Below are 21411 nucleotides of genomic sequence, written 5' to 3'. Positions count from 1 at the left end.
ATAGTAATAGGGTACCTTCAAGGTATTTAATCTTATCGAATAAATTCGCATTTCCATGATAATAGCAGTGTTTAGTTTTCCTGGCTAAACTTGAGAACAATAAAGGAGAAAAAATTATGAAAAATAAGATTCAAAAGATCACAACCAACCTGTGGTTTGATACACAAGCTGAAGAGGCGGTGAAGTTATACACTTCCATATTCGAAAATTCTAAGATCGGAAGAATCACTCGCTATGGTAATGCAGGAAATCAAATCCACGGGAAACCAGAGGGATCAGTGATGACCGTGGAGTTTGAACTGGACGGACAAGCATTCGTAGCATTAAATGGCGGTCCGCAATTCAAATTTACCGAGGCAATATCATTTATCATCAATTGCGAGGATCAAGAAGAGGTGGATTATTATTGGGAAAAACTCTCTGAAGGTGGAGATGAAAAGGCGCAAGTGTGCGGTTGGCTGAAAGATCGATTTGGTGTGTCATGGCAAATTGTCCCTGAATATCTAACCGAGATGGTAAACGACTCCGCCACTGAAAAATCGGAAAGAGTTATGAAAGCGCTGCTCCAAATGAAGAAAATTGACATTAAAACTTTAAAGCAGGCGTATATAGGTTAGGTTCCTAAGAAACATCTATCTAGTAAAGTTGTATTCATTCCTGAAAATCATACGATTTTGAAGTAACTAAAACCTAGTTTCTCGGTATTGCAGGTGTGAAATTAGGTTTTGATATTTGAATTTCCTAAAAGTTTAAATCCGCATTTCCTGGCGATAGCCCCTATTAGTAAGAATAAACTTTCTTAAGTATATTATCATAAATGATCTAAATGGTTTTAAGGGAGAAATAGATACAATGGAAAATATATTTATACCAACACTACGACATGGCGATGAAATCATAGAAAGAAAAATCCGTTACGACTCTATAGTTGTAGAGCATAACTGTTTGCTGTTAAAAGAACAAAATCAACATGTCGTGCTTTTTCATGAAATCATGGATTCGTTCACGATGAAAGCGGGTTCTATAAAATTAACCATTCCTGTAAGCAGTTATACAATTGCTTATTATTGGAAAGACCGTCCTTATAATTTATACATTTGGAGAGATAACGACGGAAATTATTTAGGATCCTATTTTAATATTGTAAGAAATACATATATGGCTGATAAGTTGGTATCCTTTGAGGATTTGATTATAGATATATTGGTGCTTCCGGGTGGGGAATATTTTATTTTAGACGAGGAAGAGTTACCTGTGCCATTAGAGCAATTTGAGAGTGGTTCTGTTAAACAAGCCCTAATCTCCTTACTTGATTCCATTGATATTCTTCTTTCACAAACCATTTCAGAATCCGAGAAGCTCTATAAACATAAAGACCTCCTTCCATGGCTGAACAACAAATGACATACAAAAAGCCTACTTCATTCAGTAGGCTTTTTGTTCTCCCTCACTCACTATCAGCTTGAGCCGATATACTGTCGCCAAGCTCCTCAATGTTCTTAGATACCTTCGCACTGTATGTGTAGTCACCGTAGCAATATGGATATCGAAAATTATCTTTGTCACCGCCGCAATCATAGAGCGTGGGGTTTTTTTCGACCTGAAGCATGGAGAACTTCTTTGCAAGCTCTTCATTATGCTTGCCCCCTTCATTCGCAACGAAATCAATATAACCAATTCCCATGTTATATGCTTGAAGGATCGTGGCAAAATCAACGCCCTTTTCATTGCCATATTCATTGATCCGCTTAAAATGTTTCACTCCATACTTAATGCTTTCCGTTGGATCAGTGATTGTATTTGGATCAAGGCCCGCTGACTCAGATGCCTGCATTGGGTCACCGCCCCGCCCTCGGCTTTCCTGCTGCATCAAAGCAATCAATGTCGAAGTATGCTCCTCAAGTCCGTATTTAGTCAACTCGTCTTGCAGAAGTGAACTATACTTTTTCACGTTCGCAAAGGAATCAAGCGTATTTACTGATGTGGTAACATTTTCGGAATATGGGGTTTGCATGATCTCCTTAATGAGCAAAAATACGAAAATCAGGATGAAAATGTTAAAAACTTTCTTTGATTTCTTACGTTTCTTCTTCACATTCTCTCTCCGTTATCTCTAAGTTAATATATTTATATCTTAACAAATTGTAAGAGTAATAACTATTTAGAATACCCAATTAAATGTTCTGCAAACTGGATTAGCATTAATTGTAATTAGTGTATTTTCTCAACCACTTAACTTAGCCGCCGCAAAATCTTAAAAGGAACAGAGTCACACAGTGCATATTTTTAGGACAATGAGACACCCTACTGGTTGGAGGTGATATGTATGGACAAGAAGAGTGAAAAAGAAGAAATCCTTGATGATAAAAAGGGGAAATATAGAAACGAATTTGGGGCAGATCCAGATGAACAAGAAATGAATGGTCTATATGGTATGTTGGAAACTGAATATGAAGATAAGCTACACGATAAAGAAAAGTAACGATGGGGTTTCTTGAATATTTGTAAATCGCCTTTTATGGCGTTTTTCTATGTGTTTAAATTCTAAAGGATCGTATATAGTTTCATATGAACTGATTTTTGAATATGCAAAAAAACGAAAACCGAAAAAGTCTTCGTTTTGTCCAAATTTAAATTCATTTGATCATTAACTAAAAGGATACAAAAGGGGTTCGGAAATTAAAAAACTCCGAACCCCTTTTTAAATTCCCTTTGAAATTTTGACCAAAGGTTAAGAGATTTGGGCTCTTCGAGCCACTATGTTAAACCATTTTAGGACCTTGCCATGTCCAAGTGGCCATCTTCTTTAAATTAATGGCAGCGAAAGTAAGCATCGCTTGCATCAACTAATTTTTAAGTCCCTTTAAAGTAGTCCAACGCATACCATGCTTTTCTTTTGCATCTGCGAATACACGCTCAATTGTTTCTTTGCGTTTCGCATATATAGGTTTTACCTCTTGATGATGACGCAGATTATCTGCTTCTTCCACATATGCTTGCCAAATATGCCGTGTCACTACTTTTTGATGGTCTTTGCTTTCTGTACACCGTGATAAAAATGAGCATGTTGCACAATTTTGTTTTGGCGATTTGTATTCGCGATAGCCCTCTTTATTTTTTGTTGTGTACTTTAAAGTTTCGCCCGAAGGGCAAAGGTAACAATCAAAGTGTTCATCGTAAACATAGTCATGTTTGCGAAAGAATCCTTCTTTTGTACAAGGACGTGTATAGGGTAAAGCAGGTGTGATTTCTTTGTTAATTAGGTAGCAAGTAATCTCTGGTGTTTTATAAGCTGCAACTGCTTCTGGTTTTCCAACTTTCTCAATCACTTGCTCAACAAGTGGCTCCAAAATATGACTGTCATGTGTATTACCAGGTGTTACAATCGTTCCCAATTCAAAACCGTCGCGGTCTGCGGTTGCGTGGAATGAATAGGCAAATTGTTTTGTTCGTTCATCTTTCACATAGTAGCCACTCTCAGGATCCGTGATACTTTCTTTAATTGCTTTGGTTTCTTCCTTATCAAATTTATCTGCTTGAAGACGTCCTTGATAAGCTCGTGTTTCTTTGCGTACGATTTTCCTTTCAAATTTACGCTTATTCGCATTGGCTTTCACATGTGTGGAATCGACGAATACGTGTTCAGCACTTATTAACTTTCTATCAGCAGCTGTCATTAAGATGCGATAGAAATCTGTTCAAACAGGTCTGTACCTTTATAACGTCGCTCTAATTTTTCCCGAACGTTGAGAAATGAGGTATTTTATCATGGAAACCATAGCCTAAGAACCAACGGTAAGCCATATTTGTTTAAGCTTCTTCAATCGTTTTACGCATGCAAGGAATACCGAACTAAAATAACTGGATCAATACTTGGGCGTCCTACCTCTGAATACATATCTTTCACCAAGTCATAAATGAAAGTGAAGTCAATGGAAGCCTCAATTTTACGAACCAAATGATTCGCCGGCACCAGTTAATCTAAAAGTAATCATTTCAAGTTGGTCTCGCTGAATAGAATTATGTTTCGAAAGCATGCATCCTCATCACCTCAAATTTTAATAGTTCTATTTTAAAACAAAAAAGACTATAGGCATAAGGAGTTTCATCTAAAATTTTAAACATAGTTGATTGGAGCGGGTGTGCGAGACTCCTGCGGGAATAGCGAGTCCAAGGGAGACCCCACAGGCGCAAGTGCGCCGAGGAGGCTCCCGGACCGCCCGCGGAAAGCGAGTGCCTGAAGTGGAAATCAACGTCCAAATTTGTACAAGCCCAAAAAAAGTAGACAAACTCGATTTTCATCGAGTTTGTCTACAGTCTGAAAGGGAGTGACCTACTGTCACTCCCTTTCTCAATTAGTATTGTGAAGATTGTCCGCCATCAATCGGAATGACTACACCGTTGATGAACTCTGATTCCCCTGATAATAGGAAAGCGACTAAACGGCCGACCTCTTCAGGTTTACCGAAGCGTTTCTTAGGATTCACACTGACGAATTCCGCCATTGCTTCTTCCCAATTCTCTCCGCCTATTTGCCTGAATGATCCCTCTACCATCGCTGTTAAGATTACTCCTGGTGCAATGGCATTTATGCTGATACCATATTGGCCATATTCTATGGCAGCTGTTTTTGTTAAGCCTGCTACAGCATGTTTACTTGCAACGTACGCAGCTTGGTTAAGCACAGCACGAATTCCGCCTACAGAAGCCACGTTCACCACTGCCCCTGATCCTTGTTCTTTCATGATTGGCAGAATGTATTTCATACCATAGAAAACACCATTGATATTGATGTCCGTTACTTTGTTGAAAACGTTGCTATCGTATTCAGCCATAGGGGCCTGTTTACCTTCAATACCCGCATTATTATAGAATCCATCGACTCTGCCATATTTGCTGACTGTTTGGTCTACATAGTTCTTTACTGCTTCTTCATCCGATACATCTGCAGTGACCAGAAGCACTTCCGAGTTTGGTGCCAAGTCTAAGATTAATTTTTTTGTCACTTCCAAAGATGCGTCGTTTAAATCAACTAATGAAAGTTTAGCTCCTTCTTTAGCTATTTCCAATGCGGCTGCTTGACCTAAACCTGATCCTGCCCCTGTAATGATTACAACTTTGCCATCGAATCTTTTGCTCATATGTCAAAACTCCCCTTTTAAGTTATCTTGAAAATTTAATTAATTATACTGATTACCCCTTAAAGCTTAAGAATCCATCATCAACTGGAATGACTTGTCCATTAATGGCATCCGCTTTTTCAGAGAACAAGAACGTTACAACTTCAGCAACTTTTTCTGGCTGAATCAATTTTTTCCTCATATGAAGTTGAGCCAAACTGTCCAGGAACTCTTGATCTTCACCAATGATCGGCGTTTCGATAAATCCTGGTGCCACTCCGACAACACGAATCCCATATTGCGCAAGTTCAATTGCACCGGATTTAGTCATCGCGATGACTGCTGCTTTTGCAGCATGGTAATTAAAGCTGCCAATAGAAACCATCGTCCCGTATATTGAAGCTGTATTAACGATCGTTGCGCCTGTTACACCAAGCTCAACCATCTTCCTTGCTGCATAATACATGCCATAATAAACGCCGTGTTGGTCAACATCAACTACTCTGTGGTATGATTCTGGATCCATCTCCAAAAATGGTTTTACTAGTCCAATTCCAGCATTGTTGAAAATGCCATTGATGGTGCCATGATTGGCAATTGCAGCTTCGACCATCGCTTCCACTTCTTCCGCACTAGCTACATCCACTTTCACGAAAGATGCCGTGCCTCCCTTTTGTTGAATAGCTTCAGCCGTTTCTTTAGCGGCAACATCATTGTAGTCAGCCGCTACGACAATAGCTCCCTGATCAGCTAATTTAAATGCCGTTTCCTTTCCAATTCCGCTGCCTGCTCCTGTAATAATTATGACCTTTCCTTGTAAACTCATGTATTCGTCCCCCTTTAACTAAGTTTGTTGCTTATCAGATTAAAATGGCCCCTCCGTCGATTACAAGTTCTTGACCCGTAATGTGGCTGGAAAGATCGGATACTAAGTACATCATTAGATTTGCAATTTCCTGCGGCTCAGCATACCGGCCATCCGGAGTCGTTGCTTCCAACTGTTTTCTAGCCGCTTCAGCTGCCGCGGAATCTCCTTGACCAAATCCGCTTTCAATCGACCGCATCATAGCCGTGTTGACGACACCTGGGCAGACGGCATTCACCCGGACACCATGTGGAGCTACTTCGACACCAGCTGTTTTCGTCATTCCTAGAACCGCATGTTTACTAGCGCCATACGCCACCATGTTTGGCGTTGCCAGTAAACCAGCTCCAGAAGCTGTATTCACGACCGCCCCGCTTTTTTGTTCAATCATATGGGGCAATACATGTTTCATGCCCAAGAAAACACCTCGTACATTTATTGACATTAATTGATCGAAAACCTCAGCTGGATAGTCGATAAGCGGCATTATTTTGCCTTCCCAACCTGCATTATTCAAGAAAATATCGATTTTTCCATAGAAATCTATCGTTTTTTGAACATAATTTTTTATATCGTCTTCCTTTGTAACATCGGCTTTAACGAATTTGGCTTCGCCGCCTTTTTCTTTGATTTCATTTACCGTTAGCATGCCAGCCTCTTCGGAAAGGTCTACAACAACCACTTTGGCACCATTTTCTGAAAGTGTAATAGAAGCTGCCCGGCCGATACCCCCGCCGCCACCGGTAACAATTGCTACTTTTTCTGTAAAATCAAATGCTTGCATAATATTCTCCCTTTCTCCCCTTGATCTTGGTGATAATATTCTTGCTTGAATACGATTACATAATAACATTCTTTTTGTCGATTGTCGACAATTTGGTTTTAGAGTCAAAGACTCTACATCACTCCACGATTCAAGGCTTCATGAATTTCATTTTTTGCTTTAACTAAATCATCTTCTAGAATGGCCTCAATAGACATCTTTAATCTGAAATGGAAACTTTCCATCGTTTCCGTATTCCATTGACTTTGGGCAAAAACCATGAGGATATGACTGGCTTCTTCAAAAAATCTTGCTAATGCTTTGTTATTAGCGATTGAAAAAATATATCGAAATATCTGTGTTGCCCTTTTTTGATACTCGATAACATTACCTTTTTCACACTCATCGGTTGCACTTTCCAAATGCTTTTGTAATGATTGCTTATTTTCTGAGTGCCAATTCCCTTGGGAAAATTCAATGCCCATCTGGATCAGTCCGATCGTAACATCATTATATTCAATGATTTCCCTTTGTGAAAATGGCTTGACGATCGTTCCCCGCCTAGGTATTCTCTCAACAATACCGTCAACCTGCAGTAAATAAAGGGCTTCGCGTACTGGTGCACGGCTAGTATTCAATTCTTTGGAAATGTCTTCTTCCACGATTTTCTCACCAGCTTCTATTTTACCTTCAATAATTTTTTTTAAAATGTGTTTAGCGATTTGTTGTGGTAACGATTCTCCAAAATAAATGCCATCTGTCAAATTGGAAGTATTTCCAAACATCTTTCAGCACTCCTATACTTCTATAATTAATTGTGGTTTTTTTAGTATAACATAAGGATAGGAATTAACTTCCTTTAATGCTAACCAGCCAAGAAAAACGTATTTTCCTATATGGAAAAAGCTCAAAAAGACTTAATGTCAGATCGCTTCTTCTAAGTGTTTTCCATATTCTACTGATTTTGGCGGTAAAAATGCAACAGATCTAGAGCCCCTTTTATATAAAGGGCTCCATGTGTATTTTTTAATCAACTAGCCTCGGTTTCGCTGGATCGCAGTTTGGCTTTTCCATGTCTGTCGATTCAGCGAGTTTCGTTAAATAATAACATTCCTCTCGCCACATATGATCTGCCATTAATGGCGAAAGCGTTCCAAGAGCCTGCGCACTAAGGTCAAGCTCCTCCAATTCAAGCAGGAAGTGCTGGAAGAATTTAATTTCCAATGTGACGTCGGCATTCATTTTTTCCAATGCTGGGAATGTTGACAGATTGGTTCGTAAAAATCCAGCCATTTCAACAGCTTTTAAATAAAAATCATTAAAATGTTTTTTATATTGGTCACTTTTCTCTTTTAACCTTTTTTCAACGTCATCCATATTGGATGATATTGCACCTGCATGTCCTGCTGCATCTAACAGCCAAACTAAATGGTGATGAAGTTCATGAAAAACCGGCGGCATTTGATCTGAATTGAAATATTTCAATAATCTTAAATATTCTTCTAATTCGTTCACCATATGATTAATGAATGAAGGTGAAAGATGTATTTTTATTTTACCTACCAGATGTTCTTTAATTAGGCTTAGCTTAAACTCCCGAAATCTTAATGTCTCTTCTTCTGCGATGGCAGTAAGTTGCGAGATCTCTTCCGAATTGGCTTGACCAAGGAGAGCATCAAAAACTTGAATGAATTCAGAGGCAATTTCAATGTTTTCCACTTCAACCGGCGCTAAAGACTCATGGATGAACCTGGCATGGTCTACTAAGATTTGCAGCCAAAACCGATGCTCGAATCTAGCTGTTTTCTCCAAAAACTCGTTCATTTTCTCTCCCCCATAATTTAAAGTATAAGAAACTCACTTATAATTTGTATTCCTAAACCTACAAACATATTAATATAAATTAAATGGGGCGTAATGAAGCCTAAGCTTGATCCTATACCCTCAGATTACCCACACACACACAAATTAATGGGGTCTTTGAGTCGCTTTAAAAACGGTCATTTTAATACAAATTTAAACCAACCTTATATTTATATTGATTTAATCGTTCTGGAAGTCTTGAAACTTTTAAATTAAGGTCGGTAGGAGGAAGGTAGATTGTCAAAGGAAATAATGAGTTACATTAACTATTCAATGGAGAAAATTCCAGGGGGCGAAATAGAATTAAGGGACGATAGAATTAAAAGCAAGTGGAAAGCTGAAATAAGACCGTTCCTTCTTGCACGTTATCCTGTTACTATGGATTTCTACTATGCAATTACAAATAAATCACCTAATTCTTTTGATCGGGATCTAAAACCTGTTGTGAATATCTCTTGGAATGATGCAATTTCTTTTTGTAATCTGCTTTCACAGAAAGCTGGACTGGGAGAGTGTTATTCTAAAAATGGGGAAAACATTGTTTGTGATTGGGAATCAAGCGGTTTTCGACTTCCTTCAGAAGCGGAGTGGCAATATGCATGTAAAGCCGGGACTCCTGGTTATAGATACGGAGAGCTGAATGAGATTGCCTGGTATAACGAAAATTCAGGGGGCATGATCCATGAAGTAGGAACAAAGGAACCGAATCCATGGGGGCTGCATGATATGTTAGGGAATGTATGGGAATGGTGCTGGGACTTATATGATGAACAAGTGTACGGCACCTACCGTATTTTTCGAGGGGGGAGCTGGGCTGAGGATGCTAGAGGTTGTGGAGCTTCATGTCGCCGGCGCAGCCATCCGACATTTTGTATAGACGACCTAGGATTCCGTCTTGCCCGGTCTTTTTAACCTTAGCAAACAAGCCAAATCCATTCAAAACTCAAAGCTTTATCTTAGTTGTACATCTATTCATATTTATTACCAGTTTCTTGGTAGAATTCCGATGGGAACAAAATAAAAACCTGAAAAATTTTCAGGTTTTTTATAATTTCTTCATTCGATTACCAGAGAAATGCGAGAAAAACTAAAGATGCAATTGCACCAAATGCAAATCCATTTGCGGCACCCCAGCCATATCCTGCATTAAAACCTCCATAACCAAAACCCCCAAGGTTTCCGCCTCCGTCAAATGGACGAATATATACACGGTTCGGTGTAACCCGGTGTATGATTCCCCGATGTACGGTTCCTCTGCTTGTACGAATTTCAACCGGTCTTCCCACACCTTGCCTGCATTTATGATAATAATTATGATATCCCATTTTGCACTCCCCTTATCAGTCGATTTTACATCGTATGCATTCAGGGACTAGCATGAATGGATTAAATACCCACCAATCATTTAAAAGTCTTTCCCATTTTCCTTATCACTCCTTGAAACCAAAGCATAAAATACATTTATACATGTACCAAAGGAGATTATGCCATGAACCACTCATACCAAGACGCACTAGCCATACTTGGAATTGAAGGGGCACACCCTGGTGGATTTGAACTGACTAAGCAGATTTTGAAAAATGAAAAAATCGATCATACGTCAATAATCCTTGATGCCGGATGCGGGACAGGGCAAACCTCATCTTACTTGGCAAAAACGTTTCTTTGCCAAGTATCCGCGCTTGATAATCACCCTGAGATGGTGAAACATGCAAAAAAAGGATTCCAAAAAGCTAACTTAAGCATTGACCTATATAAGTCTTCAATAGAAGAACTGCCTTTTGACAATAATTCTTTTGATTTTATCATAGCCGAATCAACGACTGCATTCACGGATATACAAAAATCACTCCGAGAATTTTACAGGGTCCTTAAACTAGAAGGAACTTTGTTATCCATTGATATGACAGCGGAAACCAGCCTTAATCCTGTCTCAAAAAAAGAAATCATTAACTTTTATAATTTAAGGGAATTATTGACGCAATCCGAATGGTTAAAGGCCTTCCAACAAAACGGATTTACAGATTTAAAAATCTTGAAATCAAGTACCGTCTTAGACGAATTAATGAATTCTTCAGCATCAAATAGATCCATTCAGCCTTTGAATGGATCCTTGGAACGAGTCATGGACGCACATTACCGCCTCATTTTATCTTACGGAAACAGCCTCGGTTATAGAGTATACAGAGCAAGTAAAAAATAGGGCATTCATCATGAATAAGGCAGCTTAATATGTGTCTGGAACCTTGAACACAATGATAAAAACCTGGAACAAGTTCAAGGTTTAAAGGGATGGTCCTATTTAGACGATGATCTGTACACAATTTCGGCCATTCTTCTTTGCGGCATATAAGGCTTGGTCGGCCCGTGGCATCAATGTTTTGATGGAAATGCTTCGGTCACCAGCTTCAATTAATGCAGTAGTCACCCCGAAACTGCAGGTAACGGAAATCATCTCTTCATTAACCAATGCAATACTTTCAGAAACCTTTTTCCTTATCATATCGGCCAACTCATATGCAGCGGGTAAAGCGGTATTCGGCAAACATATGATAAATTCTTCACCGCCATAACGCCCCAACAAATCTCCTTCCCGAATGTTTTCCTTTGCAATATTCGCTACAAGCGTTATAGCCGCATCCCCTGCTTCATGTCCAAAAGTATCATTTACATTTTTGAAATGATCGATATCAAACATGATGACTGAAACATTGCCGCCTTCCATGCTTAGAGCATCAAATAAAATTTCCGATTTTTTGATGAAAAATGTTCTATTCAATATTTGGGTTAATCCGTCCAAGCTGGCAAGTTGCTTCATCTTTTCCAGCATGAGTACTCTTTCAGTTACATCGGCGAAGGTAATGATCTGTCCGATAGACAGGTTGTTTTTGTTGAACACGGGTGAAAAACCAATATGGTAATGTACCATATCACCATTTATGCTGCAATTAAAATCACTGTCCTGTTTAAGGTCGATTATTCCCCTAAGAAGTTGATTCCCATTTAGCACACTTGTAATCGATTTACCAATGGAATGTTCATCCAACATGGGCAAAAATTTGCGCATTCCACGGTTATAGTCGACAATCAACCCCTGTTGATTTAAAACGATTACTCCCTCTTTCATACTTTCAAAGACGGTTTCCCGAGCGATCGGGGCTACATTGAACATTTGAAAAGTCAAAAGTGCCGCACCATGAAAGATAAACGTGATACTCATGGATACAGGACCAAGATCGATACCATATGAGCTTAGTCCATTTATATAAAAATAATTTGCTATTATAGGAATAAGAAGACCTGCCACCATCATTGATATTTGCATCCTGAATCTGAATGAAGATTTTTTCACCTGTTTTAGCAATATTATTATACTTATCATCACACATAAAAAAAGAAACAGGGAGTGTACGTAAAACCAAGGGCCGCCCACCAGTTTAATAATTGGAAAAGGACTATTGCTTCTCAACTCCATTGATTTGTAATATAAGTGATGAAGGTCATTTGTAAAATGCATGAAAATGGTGATGAACGGTATGATGAAGAGTGCATATTGCCAGACCTTCTTAATTCTCTGACCTACATATTCAATGCACATCAACAAAAGGAATACTGGGATGAATGGTAATGCCAAGTACTCGACCCTTAACCAGAATATGATTTGTTCTAACGATGTACTGGAAAGTTCGAAAGCATAGGAAAAAGTAAAGATGGAAGACAATAATGTCACGAGAATATAGGCTTTTGCTCCAGGTGCATCCTTGATCTTTAAGTGTGCAAATAAACACAGAAACAAGCTTGAAGCACCTGCTATTATAAGTACGAGTATGTATAACAATAACTCCCGTGGCAATGCGAATCAACTCCGTTTAACAAAAAAATAGTTTTCCGTATATTATATAGCACTTTATGACTAGGTGACTAGAGTTTATTCAGGGAATTCTGAATTTTAAATCCCTTATTTACTTACACCCCAAACCGCCGAATAAAATAAACATCCATTTTTACAACATGAAAAACCCTGCTTCATCACCTTGAACGTGAGTGGCAGGGTTGATAATTCAAATAAATGAAGTATTTAGGTACGGATTATACCTTCTCTGTTACTGCTGTGAATCGCTTTAAGAATGAAAGTATTTTTTGGTAGACCGCAATTTCATTTTCTTTTTTGGAAAATCCATGTCCCTCATCTTCCAGAAGCATATAATCGACATCTCTTCCTTTACCCTTCAAGGCTTGAACGATTTGATCTGATTCCTCTTTGACGACACGGGGATCGTTTGCTCCTTGAATGACGAGCATTGGCTTTATCATCGATTCTAAATAGGTGATAGGCGAATACTCGATTAGTTTTTCTTTATCTTTTTCCGGATTTCCTACCCACTGATCCATGATTGGCTTCCAGTCTTCTGGAACGGAATTGATAAATGAGAAGAGGTTGGATGGACCGAAAATATCGACAACTGCCTTAAAATAATCTGCATGTCTTCCGTGGAGCAGAAGTGCCATATACCCTCCGAAGCTTCCCCCCATCAATAAGATGTTACCTTTTTGTGCATGTCCTTGGTCTATTAGCCAATCAAGGCCGGCTACATTATCAAGTCGTGGCCCATTTCCCCAATCTCCCTCTACCATTTTCGTGAATTCCAAACCATAACCAGTGGAACCGCGGAAGTTTGGCGCAAAAATACTGTAACCGTGATTCAGGAAAAATTGAAATGAAGCTCTGAAGGACTTCCGTTCTGCCGCTTGAGGTCCTCCATGAGGCCAAAAAATGATTTCACCATTGTCATTTTCCTTTTTTGCCCTAAAAAATAACGACTCGATCTCCAGGCCATCAAAGGAAGTGTATGTAATGATGTCGGGTTCAACCAATGCATCAGAATCGACGCCAGGAACAGTATATTTAGTTAATGATACCCACTTATCACCTGTATTTTTATAGATATTATGAGGTTTTGTTGCGCCCATGCCAAATAAGTAAAGCGTGCCTGATGCAGCAACCTCAAGCTTATTAATGACGCTGCATGGTACGGGGATGTTTCTCCAATTTTCATTTTGCAGATTGAATTCATATAATTGATCCTCTACACCCTTTTGGCTGGTTATATATAAAAGTTGATTCTCTTTACTATAATTAATGGCAGTAAAACTCTCATTCTCCAATTCTTTAATTTTACAGAATTTATTTGTTTCAAGGTTGTATGAAGCCATATAGGTAAAGTCTGAATCATAATCAGTCAATAAATATATCATCGAATCTGAAACAAAAACACCATCACTCACTGTGTGCTGTTTCTCAGTGGGCGGAGTGAGCAGGATATCTTCGTTCCCATTTTTTGCATAGAGTAGGGTATTTGTATTGGAAAAGTGTTTATAGTAAAGTAAGGTTTCTTCATCAGGGCTAAAGCCAAATAAATAGGTCGCTGCATCCTTCCCCTCCAATACCAGCTTTTCCTGTCCTGATTCTAAATCTAAACAATAGGCATTTAGAAAGGAAGCATTTCCTCTGGATGTCGTGTAATAGAGCTTTTTACTGTCATTCGATAATTTCGGCATGAAATTACGTGTATTTTCATGATGAACGATTCCCTTCATTGTCCCGCCATTCAAAGGAACCCCGTAAAACTGGGTATTTTCATTACCGTCTTGATCGAAACCAGCAATTATGAACCGGCTCTTCTTATCATATATCAGCGCTTGGCAGCTTTGATCAATGGATGTAAGCGGATAAGGAAAGGAGTTTGGCAAATCCATTCCCCATAAATTATACTTGCCGCTCAAATTGGTACTGAAAACCAGATGTTTTTCATCTGGACTTACGGCAAAATCAGCAATGGAAAAAGTTCGTAAAAATTGCTCAACATCAGGTTTTGGAAAAGTGATCATTTTGGCAGCCCCTCACATTTTTAATATAAAGAAAAATCTGTAGTTAATTATACCATATTTTTCCTTTGTGGTATAAGTAAACTGTCTATGGAAGCAGAGGATTCTAGTTTGCTATTCTAGTAAAAAAACTTATGTAACTATGCCTCTATTTTGGAAAAACGATTATTCAGCGTTTTGTCATCCGATATAATGATGTTAAAAGCAAGTTTAAATACGAAAAAAGCTTAAGAGTATTGGGCTCTTAAGCTTTTTAAGCATCAATCGATATATCTTCTTGCTCCGGCATATTCCTCCCCGTATCCCGATGTTTTTATTTCATCTATCCTTACATGTGTTGAGCTGTTAGGCGAATGGATCATTTTGCCGTCACCAATATACATTCCGACATGATGGACCCTCCCTTTCCCTTTTTCATAAGCAAAAAATAGTAAGTCACCTGGTTGAAGATTTTCTTGTTCTACCTTTTTGCCATGTTGCGCCTGAACGGAAGAGTCCCTTGGGATCGTTATTCCATTAGCATGGTACATTGTATAGGTAAATCCCGAACAGTCAAATCCAAAACCGGACATTCCAGCCCATAGGTAAGGAAGCCCTAAAAATCCTTTTCCTGATTCAACGATGTCATTTCCGGTTGGAGCAGCTATTTGTTTGTCATTTTGATAGACTGATACGTCCTGCTTTTCTATCCATTTTGCTCCATTACTCGGTGTCATCACCTTCACTTTATCTTTTTTCACCTGCAATAACGGGAGGCGGGTATCGAAGCTGACCTCCATGAATTTGGACCGAAGTTTCGAATCCGAATAAAGCCAAGTCTTTGGGGCATTTACAAGGGCATATCCTCGTTTAAATTGCTTCTCAAAAGAATTTCCGCCTTTTAATTGTGCCTTTGGCATCCATCCTGGATAACCAATATCATTGCGAGGCGTTGGTTGATTGGCAACGGCTACTTTCACCCATTCACCCCGTTCTTCTAAAATCGTCACTTTAGAACCGTATAATGCTTGTGTTTCCAGGTTACCAACAAGCCACAGCTTGTCTTCATATTTCATCGAGCCGATCCATGCATTCATATCAACGGGATTCGATGCAGAAGGAGCATCGATTTCCCTTGGTAATCCCGGCTCAGTCCAAAGAGTGGCCACGCTTACATCAACATAGGCAATTCTCTCCTTCTCTCTTGAACTAGCTTCATTAGGACTGAATACTAAAATACCAATAGCAAATAAAGACAGCACAAAAACGGTTAACCTTTTCAAAATAATCACCCTTTCGAATTTGTTTTTATTGAGAAAAAGAGGATTTCCTCTTGACTCCCAGTCCAGGTTTATCGGAAATTAGAAGTTGATCTTTCATAAATTGAATGCCTACATATGGCTCATTCTTAATCCATAATGGGGCATCTAAATCAATCTTCGTTATATTTGGGTGGGCGGTTGCCAGATGAGCCGCGGCCGCTACACTCACGGATGATTCCATCATACTCCCGATCATGCATTCCACCCCGGCTGCTTCTGCCATATCGGCAATTTGGAGTGCACGTCTAATTCCGCCTGTTTTCATTAATTTGATATTAAGGAGATCAACAGCATGTTCATTAAGGAGTTTCATGGCGTCGCGAGGTGAAAACAAACTTTCATCGGCCATGATCGGCACTTGGACAGACCTCTTTATTTCTTTCAACCCTTCGATATCATGGGCTTTGACGGGTTGTTCCACTAAATCAACATTCAGCTTTCTTTCCTCGAGTTCATGAATAATGGAAATCGCTTGTTTTGTTGTCCACCCTTGATTTGCATCAATCCTGATCATAACCTGGTCGCCAACAGCAGCACGAATGCAGGCAACCCGCTCCACATCACTCTCCCAATCTTTCCCCAGTTTTATCTTCATCGTAGAAAACCCGCCATCAATGAGGGACAATGCCGCCTTTGCCATTTCTTCGGGTTCTCCAACGCTGATTGTCATATCATTTTTAAGGACGTTCGATTTACCGCCAAGATATTGATATAAAGGGAGTTGCCATCGTTTGCTGACTGCGTCGTACATAGCGATTTCAACAGCCGCTTTTGCACTTGTGTTACCTACACAGGATCGTTGGATAAGCTGAGACAATGCATTGATATTCTCGATGTCGTGCCCAATTAGATGTGGTGTGATCACTTCTTCAATGACCGTCATGATTCCTTTTGTAGAGTCACCTGTGATGGCAACCGTGGGGGCTGCAGCCCCCAAACCTTCCGTCCCATCCTCCAACTTTACGGAAACCATGATATTTTCAATTTCCATTGCTGTACGTAATGCAGTCTTGAATGGCTTGACAAGCGGCAAGGTTTCCACTGATACTTGTAATCTTTCTATCTTCATATTAACAACCCTTCCTTAAAAGCTTGAGAGTATATATGATGTAAGAATTCCAAAATAGGTGCCCAGAAGACTGCCCAGTACAGCCATCAATATCCCGACCGGTATTAGCGCCCGGTTGAAAGAACCTGCCAATATAGGAGCTGATGCCACACCCCCTATATTGGCCAATGAGGCAACTCCCATTGTAAATAGATCCAATTTAAATATCTTGGCCAAAATGACCATGATCAATCCATGAAAGAATAGAATCATAAATCCGGATAAAATATATACAGGTGCTTGAAACAGCTGTGAAAAATCGGCATGGGAAGCAATTAAACCAATGACTATGTAAAGCATGACTTTGGAAATTTCCATAGAACCGGCAATACGTCCAACCTTTGTGACAGCCAGAATTAAACCTAAGGTAGAAGCGATGATGATCGTCCAAGTGGTTCCATTCACAGCGGCACCGAGTACCGGCAGTCTCTCCCCAATTTTTGTTGCCCCTGCTGAAACAATTAATACCAGCGCCAAGAAACCGATCAATTCCACGAATCCAAATTCCGCCTTGGCGGTTTCACCGGCTTCAAGCTCGGAAGTCATTTGATCAATGAAAGATGTATCCGCTTTAGTCCAAATGTTGAATTTTCCAGCAAGAGGCACCAGCCAAAACAAGAACATGACCCAAATGGAATAATTGACTGTATCCATGATCAACGCATAGCCAAAAATATTTTCAGGCACATCGAGTATGCCTTGCAAGATCACCATATTGGCAGATTCCCCTGTCCAGCTTGCGCTCAAAGCCGAGAATGCCTTCCAAGTTCCTTCCGCATAAAAGCCATTCATTAAAACTTAAGTAAGTGTGAACCCTCCAATAATGCTGAATGAAGCTGCAAAAAAAGTTAACAGCATCTTTGAGCCAAGTCTGATTATTTTCCGCATATCGCATTGCAAAAGCATCAGCATCAACATGGCAGGCAGCAGGAGTCCTCGTATGGTGCTATATGCACTTTCGACTGACTCACTATCTGAAAAGACCCCAAATGTTTTCATCAGAGCCGCTCCAATATAAATAAGGACAATCCCAGGAACATACTTGAAGAACTTTCCTCCAATCTTTTTTCCGCTACGGCAATCACGGCAGTAAATGCCAATAAAAAACAGACAAACATCACACCATCTTGAATCATATTCCATACCTCCTTATATTTAGGGATTTAGGGGATTTCATGATAATAAAATCTATTCAAACCCGCCAATGAAGTCTTCATGGCCCTACATAAAAAAATCCAGCTGCCAAAGAGCGCCTACACACTCTTTAACAGCTGGATTTCAATTGCGATTGACAAAAGAAGCAGCTATAACTTATAAAGTTGCTGATATTTAATGCTGGCATTTCTTAGGGCGACGGTCAGTGCTTTCTGAGATGAACCAAAGTACCGTTGCTCAATTTCTTTCTCCAATTCATCGGGCCTAAGAATGGATTTACCAACTAACATGGAATGAATGAAGCGTGATGTAATCGATATCGTGGTCGAGCATTCCGCATCCACTATTTCATGCGTTTCTCGATCAATGACGAACCCGATAAAAAAGCAGTTGAATTGCTGTGTAATTGGATTATTGGACGCCGCCTTCGATTCGCCGACTATATATACTGTATTCTGCTGAAACATACTTATTGTGCCTCCTGCCATTACAGACATCATAACAGGTATAAATAGGGTGACTATCTATATTATTACAATATGAAATGGTTACATATATTCTAATATATATAGCCAGCATTTGACAATATATTTCGTATATTAAGTCAATTACCGATTCCTGCGCAATAGGGTCATGATTCGACTTCCCCCGCACTTTATTAGGCCGTTCATGGATTAATTCGGCCTTCACAATCATTATTCGGGCTATGGTTCGGGATCCAACAGATCATTTCAGCCCTTCATACGGCTTATATTTCGCATACAACTCTTTTCGGCGATTGCGATCCTCGAAAGTGGTTGCTGCACCACTTTTTCGATTCTCATAAAGCTCGTCCATATCGACTGTACCGGTTATGATCGTATGTTCATTCATTACCGCCTCGGCTACTATACCATTTGCTGGCCAAGCGCTGTCACAGGGGCTAAGAATACTGGCGCTGCCATACCCGTTCGGCAGGGGTGCCCCTGGTTCTCCAACAGTGGGGCAATGAACAAAATATACCTGATTCTCGATTGCACGCGCATGAGCGCAATGGCGCACTCGCCAAAAACCAGCCTCTGTAAATGTGTATGATGGGCAAAAAATGATGTCGGCCCCATTCACTGATAAAATCCTTGAAATTTCAGGTATCTCCGCTTCATAACATACCGCTATCCCTATCTTAACCGGACCCACGGAATAAACTTCCAAATCATCACCTTCAGAAGTATGCCAATTTGCTTCAGCGGGAAAGATATGAGTTTTTTTATGCTCAACGACTGATCCGTCTTTATCAAAAATGTATGCAATATTGAAGTATTCCTTTTCGCGTCGTTCCAGATGCGTGCCGGCAATGATGACCTGTTTTCTTTTTCTTGAGAGTGACCTGAAAAGATCTTTGTATTGATTGGTATATTCATCAATCCTGGTAAGGGACGAAGCATCCTGTTCTCCAAAGGCCGCTGATAACCCTATGGTTAACAGTTCAGGAAAAATGATATAATCCGAGTTTTCGGGAACTTGGGTAATCAACTCTTCTACTTGTTCCTGAAATTCATTGAAGGCTGACACCTTTTCTACACGAAATTGACAAGCCGTTATTTTAATTTTCACAAAAGCCCTCCCAAATCATGCTTTTATCCGTACTTCGATTAGTCTTGTTTAAAAGAAATCAGGATATCTTATCCAGATCATTCATTTCGGTCTGTTGCATAGAGATATGTTTAGTCAGTGCACTTACAATGAATGTTACTAGTATATTAATCAATAAAGCTATGACGCCTGTACTGATATCATTAATTACATGTGGGGTATCCGGCAGGAATGTAGCAACCTTCACATCTGCAATTGTCGCATATAAAACAATCAGGACGCCTGCCAATATTCCTGCCATTGCACCATACTTATTGATAATATTTGTTTTTGGCAAGCTGCAAAACAAGGAAGGTGCCAGTTGGGTAATTAAACTGTATGACATGATATTCAAGATGGCCAAAGCCTCGCCGCCCGTTACCGTTACAATTAAAGCAATGCTTGAGATACCAATAATAATGATTCTTGAGACAATCAATTGATGTGTTTCAGTTGCAGCGGGAACCAGAACTTTATAAAAGCTATTTGTCAGACCTACCGATGCAGCCATTAGCATGACTGAAGCCGGTACAAGTGCCGTCAATAAACCTGCAGCACCGATAACCCCAATCACCCATGGATCGAATGTTTGGATCGCCAGCCTTAAAAGTGAGAGATCCCCATCAGCTCCTTGCAAACCCGGGATTTCCATGATGGCTGTAAACCCAATGAAAAAAACGAAAAGCAATAACAATGTGTATAACGGTAAAGCAATCGCATTTTTGCGAAGGGTCCTTTCCCCATTAGACGATAAAACGACCATGAATGTTTGTGGCAGCAAATAAAATCCTAGTGCATTCAGCAAAACGGTGGACACAAACCAGGACTGACTCAATCCCTGATCTGCAAAAACCAACATTTCCGGTTTAGCAGCCTGCACGGTCTCGAACATTGGCTGTATGCCTCCGAAATAATGAAATGGAATGTAAATCCCTAAAAAGATAACGACCACCAAAATCATGAAATCTTTCAGTATGGCTGTCCATGCTGAACCATGAATGCCTGAGATCATCACATAGGTAGTTACAACTACAGCACCGATGACACTTGCAGCAACTGGTGAAATTGCTCCGTAAGACGCTTCGGAAACAATGATACCTAATCCTTTGAGCTGTATGACTATGTACGGCACGAGGGCTAAGCTTCCCAACACAGCAACGATCATTCCCATTGACCTGCTTTTATATTTAGCCGCAAAATACTCTGGCTGAGAGATAATGGAATGACGTTTTGAATATCTCCATATTTTAGGAACGAGCCAATATGATAGGACGTAGGCTAAGAATATATAGGCGGGAACATAATAAGCAGCGGCACCTTTCGAGTAAGCCCACCCACTTCCGCCCAGGAATGTAAAAGTTGTATAAATTTCACCTGCTATCAGCAGAAAAATGAAGAATGTACCGAAGCCCCTGCCTCCTACGGCAAATTGCTCCATGTCCATATCCTTTCCTTTTCTTGCTTTTATCCCTAAATAAAGTGCTAGAACCAAGAAGATGGAAATGATGAGTAATGAGATATTCATTCAGAATCACTCCCTTTATTATCAGGATCGAACTTATAGACAATCATTAAGATAATCGATGCCATCACCATCCAAAATGCAACCCAAAATAACAAAAAAGGCATCCCCAATATGTACGGTTCTATTTTATTTGCGTAGGGCAATAAACCTAAAAACCCTATAAACGGAACAAAAAGCAATAGCTTAATAGCATCCAAATTATACCCTCCCCCAT

General features: G+C 39.8%; 20 protein-coding genes and 2 pseudogenes. 5 read left to right on the top strand and 17 right to left on the bottom strand.

All coding sequences use genetic code 11. The features are described from left to right. The first annotated feature begins 116 nt into the window (after positions 1-116). Both ACIROD_RS18565 and ACIROD_RS18560 read left to right on the top strand, forming a co-directional pair. Positions 117-617, top strand: coding sequence for a VOC family protein (locus ACIROD_RS18565; protein ID WP_402942807.1), 501 nt, complete (start codon positions 117-119; stop codon positions 615-617). Positions 618-852: 235 nt separating this feature from the next. Next, a complete protein-coding gene (locus ACIROD_RS18560; protein WP_402942804.1) occupies positions 853-1404 on the top strand; it encodes a DUF402 domain-containing protein in 552 nt (183 codons plus the stop codon). Between the two features lie 43 nt (positions 1405-1447). Here ACIROD_RS18560 and ACIROD_RS18555 read toward each other — a convergent pair whose 3' ends face one another. Continuing rightward, positions 1448-2095: a lysozyme family protein gene (locus ACIROD_RS18555; protein ID WP_230176307.1), complete on the bottom strand. Its 648-nt coding sequence runs from the start codon at positions 2093-2095 to the stop codon at positions 1448-1450. Positions 2096-2326: 231 nt separating this feature from the next. Between ACIROD_RS18555 and ACIROD_RS18550 the strand changes: the two genes are divergently transcribed. Further along, entirely contained in the window at positions 2327-2482 is a 156-nt protein-coding gene (locus ACIROD_RS18550) for a DUF4021 domain-containing protein (protein WP_101222108.1), read from the top strand. A 280-nt stretch (positions 2483-2762) separates the two neighbouring features. Here the strand turns inward: ACIROD_RS18550 and ACIROD_RS18545 are convergent. The 6 genes and pseudogenes from ACIROD_RS18545 to ACIROD_RS18520 all read right to left on the bottom strand — a co-directional run bounded on the left by ACIROD_RS18545 (position 2763) and on the right by ACIROD_RS18520 (position 8572). Then, positions 2763-4037 (bottom strand): annotated as a pseudogene (locus ACIROD_RS18545) (transposase). Between the two features lie 318 nt (positions 4038-4355). Then, positions 4356-5141, bottom strand: a complete 786-nt coding sequence (locus ACIROD_RS18540; RefSeq protein ID WP_402942800.1) for a glucose 1-dehydrogenase — start codon at positions 5139-5141, stop codon at positions 4356-4358. Positions 5142-5193: 52 nt separating this feature from the next. Further along, complete coding sequence (locus ACIROD_RS18535) at positions 5194-5946, bottom strand: SDR family NAD(P)-dependent oxidoreductase (RefSeq protein ID WP_101222106.1); 753 nt, start codon at positions 5944-5946, stop codon at positions 5194-5196. Positions 5947-5980: 34 nt separating this feature from the next. Beyond that, a complete protein-coding gene (locus tag ACIROD_RS18530) occupies positions 5981-6769 on the bottom strand; it encodes an SDR family NAD(P)-dependent oxidoreductase (protein ID WP_101222105.1) in 789 nt (262 codons plus the stop codon). 113 nt (positions 6770-6882) lie between these two features. Next, positions 6883-7533, bottom strand: a complete 651-nt coding sequence (locus tag ACIROD_RS18525) for a GntR family transcriptional regulator (protein ID WP_402942795.1) — start codon at positions 7531-7533, stop codon at positions 6883-6885. Positions 7534-7774: 241 nt separating this feature from the next. After that, on the bottom strand, positions 7775-8572 hold the full coding sequence (locus ACIROD_RS18520) for a DUF2935 domain-containing protein (protein ID WP_402942792.1): 798 nt from the start codon (positions 8570-8572) through the stop codon (positions 7775-7777). A 312-nt stretch (positions 8573-8884) separates the two neighbouring features. Between ACIROD_RS18520 and ACIROD_RS18515 the strand changes: the two genes are divergently transcribed. Continuing rightward, a complete protein-coding gene (locus ACIROD_RS18515) occupies positions 8885-9523 on the top strand; it encodes a formylglycine-generating enzyme family protein (RefSeq protein ID WP_202190564.1) in 639 nt (212 codons plus the stop codon). 152 nt (positions 9524-9675) lie between these two features. On the opposite strand, the gene ACIROD_RS18510 is transcribed toward ACIROD_RS18515, so the two are convergent. After that, entirely contained in the window at positions 9676-9936 is a 261-nt protein-coding gene (locus ACIROD_RS18510; protein ID WP_137023549.1) for a hypothetical protein, read from the bottom strand. Between the two features lie 164 nt (positions 9937-10100). On the opposite strand from ACIROD_RS18510, the gene ACIROD_RS18505 reads away from it, so the two are divergent. Beyond that, a complete protein-coding gene (locus tag ACIROD_RS18505) occupies positions 10101-10814 on the top strand; it encodes a class I SAM-dependent methyltransferase (RefSeq protein ID WP_402942789.1) in 714 nt (237 codons plus the stop codon). 99 nt (positions 10815-10913) lie between these two features. Here ACIROD_RS18505 and ACIROD_RS18500 read toward each other — a convergent pair whose 3' ends face one another. The 9 genes and pseudogenes from ACIROD_RS18500 to ACIROD_RS18460 all read right to left on the bottom strand — a co-directional run bounded on the left by ACIROD_RS18500 (position 10914) and on the right by ACIROD_RS18460 (position 21394). Beyond that, positions 10914-12464 carry a histidine kinase N-terminal 7TM domain-containing diguanylate cyclase gene (locus ACIROD_RS18500; RefSeq protein ID WP_402942786.1) on the bottom strand — a complete coding sequence of 517 codons (1551 nt, stop codon included), beginning with the start codon at positions 12462-12464 and terminating at the stop codon, positions 10914-10916. A gap of 236 nt (positions 12465-12700) precedes the next feature. Further along, positions 12701-14500: a S9 family peptidase gene (locus ACIROD_RS18495; protein ID WP_101222099.1), complete on the bottom strand. Its 1800-nt coding sequence runs from the start codon at positions 14498-14500 to the stop codon at positions 12701-12703. Positions 14501-14757: 257 nt separating this feature from the next. Continuing rightward, the gene (locus ACIROD_RS18490; RefSeq protein WP_402942783.1) at positions 14758-15759 is read right to left on the bottom strand and encodes a C40 family peptidase; all 1002 of its coding nucleotides are present in this window, start codon (positions 15757-15759) and stop codon (positions 14758-14760) included. 25 nt (positions 15760-15784) lie between these two features. Beyond that, positions 15785-16867, bottom strand: coding sequence for a dipeptide epimerase (locus ACIROD_RS18485; protein ID WP_101222097.1), 1083 nt, complete (start codon positions 16865-16867; stop codon positions 15785-15787). A 15-nt stretch (positions 16868-16882) separates the two neighbouring features. Then, positions 16883-18042, bottom strand: a pseudogene (locus tag ACIROD_RS18480) (DUF819 family protein). A gap of 168 nt (positions 18043-18210) precedes the next feature. Then, positions 18211-18528 carry a DUF3870 domain-containing protein gene (locus ACIROD_RS18475; RefSeq protein WP_101222095.1) on the bottom strand — a complete coding sequence of 106 codons (318 nt, stop codon included), beginning with the start codon at positions 18526-18528 and terminating at the stop codon, positions 18211-18213. Positions 18529-18787: 259 nt separating this feature from the next. Then, positions 18788-19654, bottom strand: a complete 867-nt coding sequence (locus ACIROD_RS18470; protein ID WP_260357609.1) for a nitrilase-related carbon-nitrogen hydrolase — start codon at positions 19652-19654, stop codon at positions 18788-18790. A 58-nt stretch (positions 19655-19712) separates the two neighbouring features. Further along, positions 19713-21197, bottom strand: coding sequence for a sodium:solute symporter family protein (locus ACIROD_RS18465; protein WP_402942779.1), 1485 nt, complete (start codon positions 21195-21197; stop codon positions 19713-19715). Continuing rightward, positions 21194-21394 carry a DUF3311 domain-containing protein gene (locus ACIROD_RS18460; RefSeq protein ID WP_095393819.1) on the bottom strand — a complete coding sequence of 67 codons (201 nt, stop codon included), beginning with the start codon at positions 21392-21394 and terminating at the stop codon, positions 21194-21196. Before ACIROD_RS18460 ends, ACIROD_RS18465 begins: the two co-directional genes overlap by 4 nt. Between the last annotated feature and the right edge of the window lie 17 nt (positions 21395-21411).

The organism is Peribacillus sp. NPDC101481 (genome assembly GCF_044767165.1).
In the GTDB taxonomy this organism is placed as follows: domain Bacteria; phylum Bacillota; class Bacilli; order Bacillales; family DSM-1321; genus Peribacillus.
This window is presented reverse-complemented; position numbering and strand designations above follow the sequence as displayed.

What these genes read in the sequence shown, in the direction of transcription:
- ACIROD_RS18565 (WP_402942807.1), top strand. Translation starts at nt 117, where the DNA reads ATGAAAAATAAGATTCAAAAGATCACAACCAACCTGTGGTTTGATACA.
- ACIROD_RS18560 (WP_402942804.1), top strand. Translation starts at nt 853, where the DNA reads ATGGAAAATATATTTATACCAACACTACGACATGGCGATGAAATCATA.
- ACIROD_RS18550 (WP_101222108.1), top strand. Translation starts at nt 2,327, where the DNA reads ATGGACAAGAAGAGTGAAAAAGAAGAAATCCTTGATGATAAAAAGGGG.
- ACIROD_RS18540 (WP_402942800.1), bottom strand. Translation starts at nt 5,141, where the DNA reads ATGAGCAAAAGATTCGATGGCAAAGTTGTAATCATTACAGGGGCAGGA.
- ACIROD_RS18535 (WP_101222106.1), bottom strand. Translation starts at nt 5,946, where the DNA reads ATGAGTTTACAAGGAAAGGTCATAATTATTACAGGAGCAGGCAGCGGA.
- ACIROD_RS18530 (WP_101222105.1), bottom strand. Translation starts at nt 6,769, where the DNA reads ATGCAAGCATTTGATTTTACAGAAAAAGTAGCAATTGTTACCGGTGGC.
- ACIROD_RS18525 (WP_402942795.1), bottom strand. Translation starts at nt 7,533, where the DNA reads ATGTTTGGAAATACTTCCAATTTGACAGATGGCATTTATTTTGGAGAA.
- ACIROD_RS18520 (WP_402942792.1), bottom strand. Translation starts at nt 8,572, where the DNA reads ATGAACGAGTTTTTGGAGAAAACAGCTAGATTCGAGCATCGGTTTTGG.
- ACIROD_RS18515 (WP_202190564.1), top strand. Translation starts at nt 8,885, where the DNA reads ATGGAGAAAATTCCAGGGGGCGAAATAGAATTAAGGGACGATAGAATT.
- ACIROD_RS18510 (WP_137023549.1), bottom strand. Translation starts at nt 9,936, where the DNA reads ATGGGATATCATAATTATTATCATAAATGCAGGCAAGGTGTGGGAAGA.
- ACIROD_RS18505 (WP_402942789.1), top strand. Translation starts at nt 10,101, where the DNA reads ATGAACCACTCATACCAAGACGCACTAGCCATACTTGGAATTGAAGGG.
- ACIROD_RS18495 (WP_101222099.1), bottom strand. Translation starts at nt 14,500, where the DNA reads ATGATCACTTTTCCAAAACCTGATGTTGAGCAATTTTTACGAACTTTT.
- ACIROD_RS18485 (WP_101222097.1), bottom strand. Translation starts at nt 16,867, where the DNA reads ATGAAGATAGAAAGATTACAAGTATCAGTGGAAACCTTGCCGCTTGTC.
- ACIROD_RS18475 (WP_101222095.1), bottom strand. Translation starts at nt 18,528, where the DNA reads ATGTTTCAGCAGAATACAGTATATATAGTCGGCGAATCGAAGGCGGCG.
- ACIROD_RS18465 (WP_402942779.1), bottom strand. Translation starts at nt 21,197, where the DNA reads ATGAATATCTCATTACTCATCATTTCCATCTTCTTGGTTCTAGCACTT.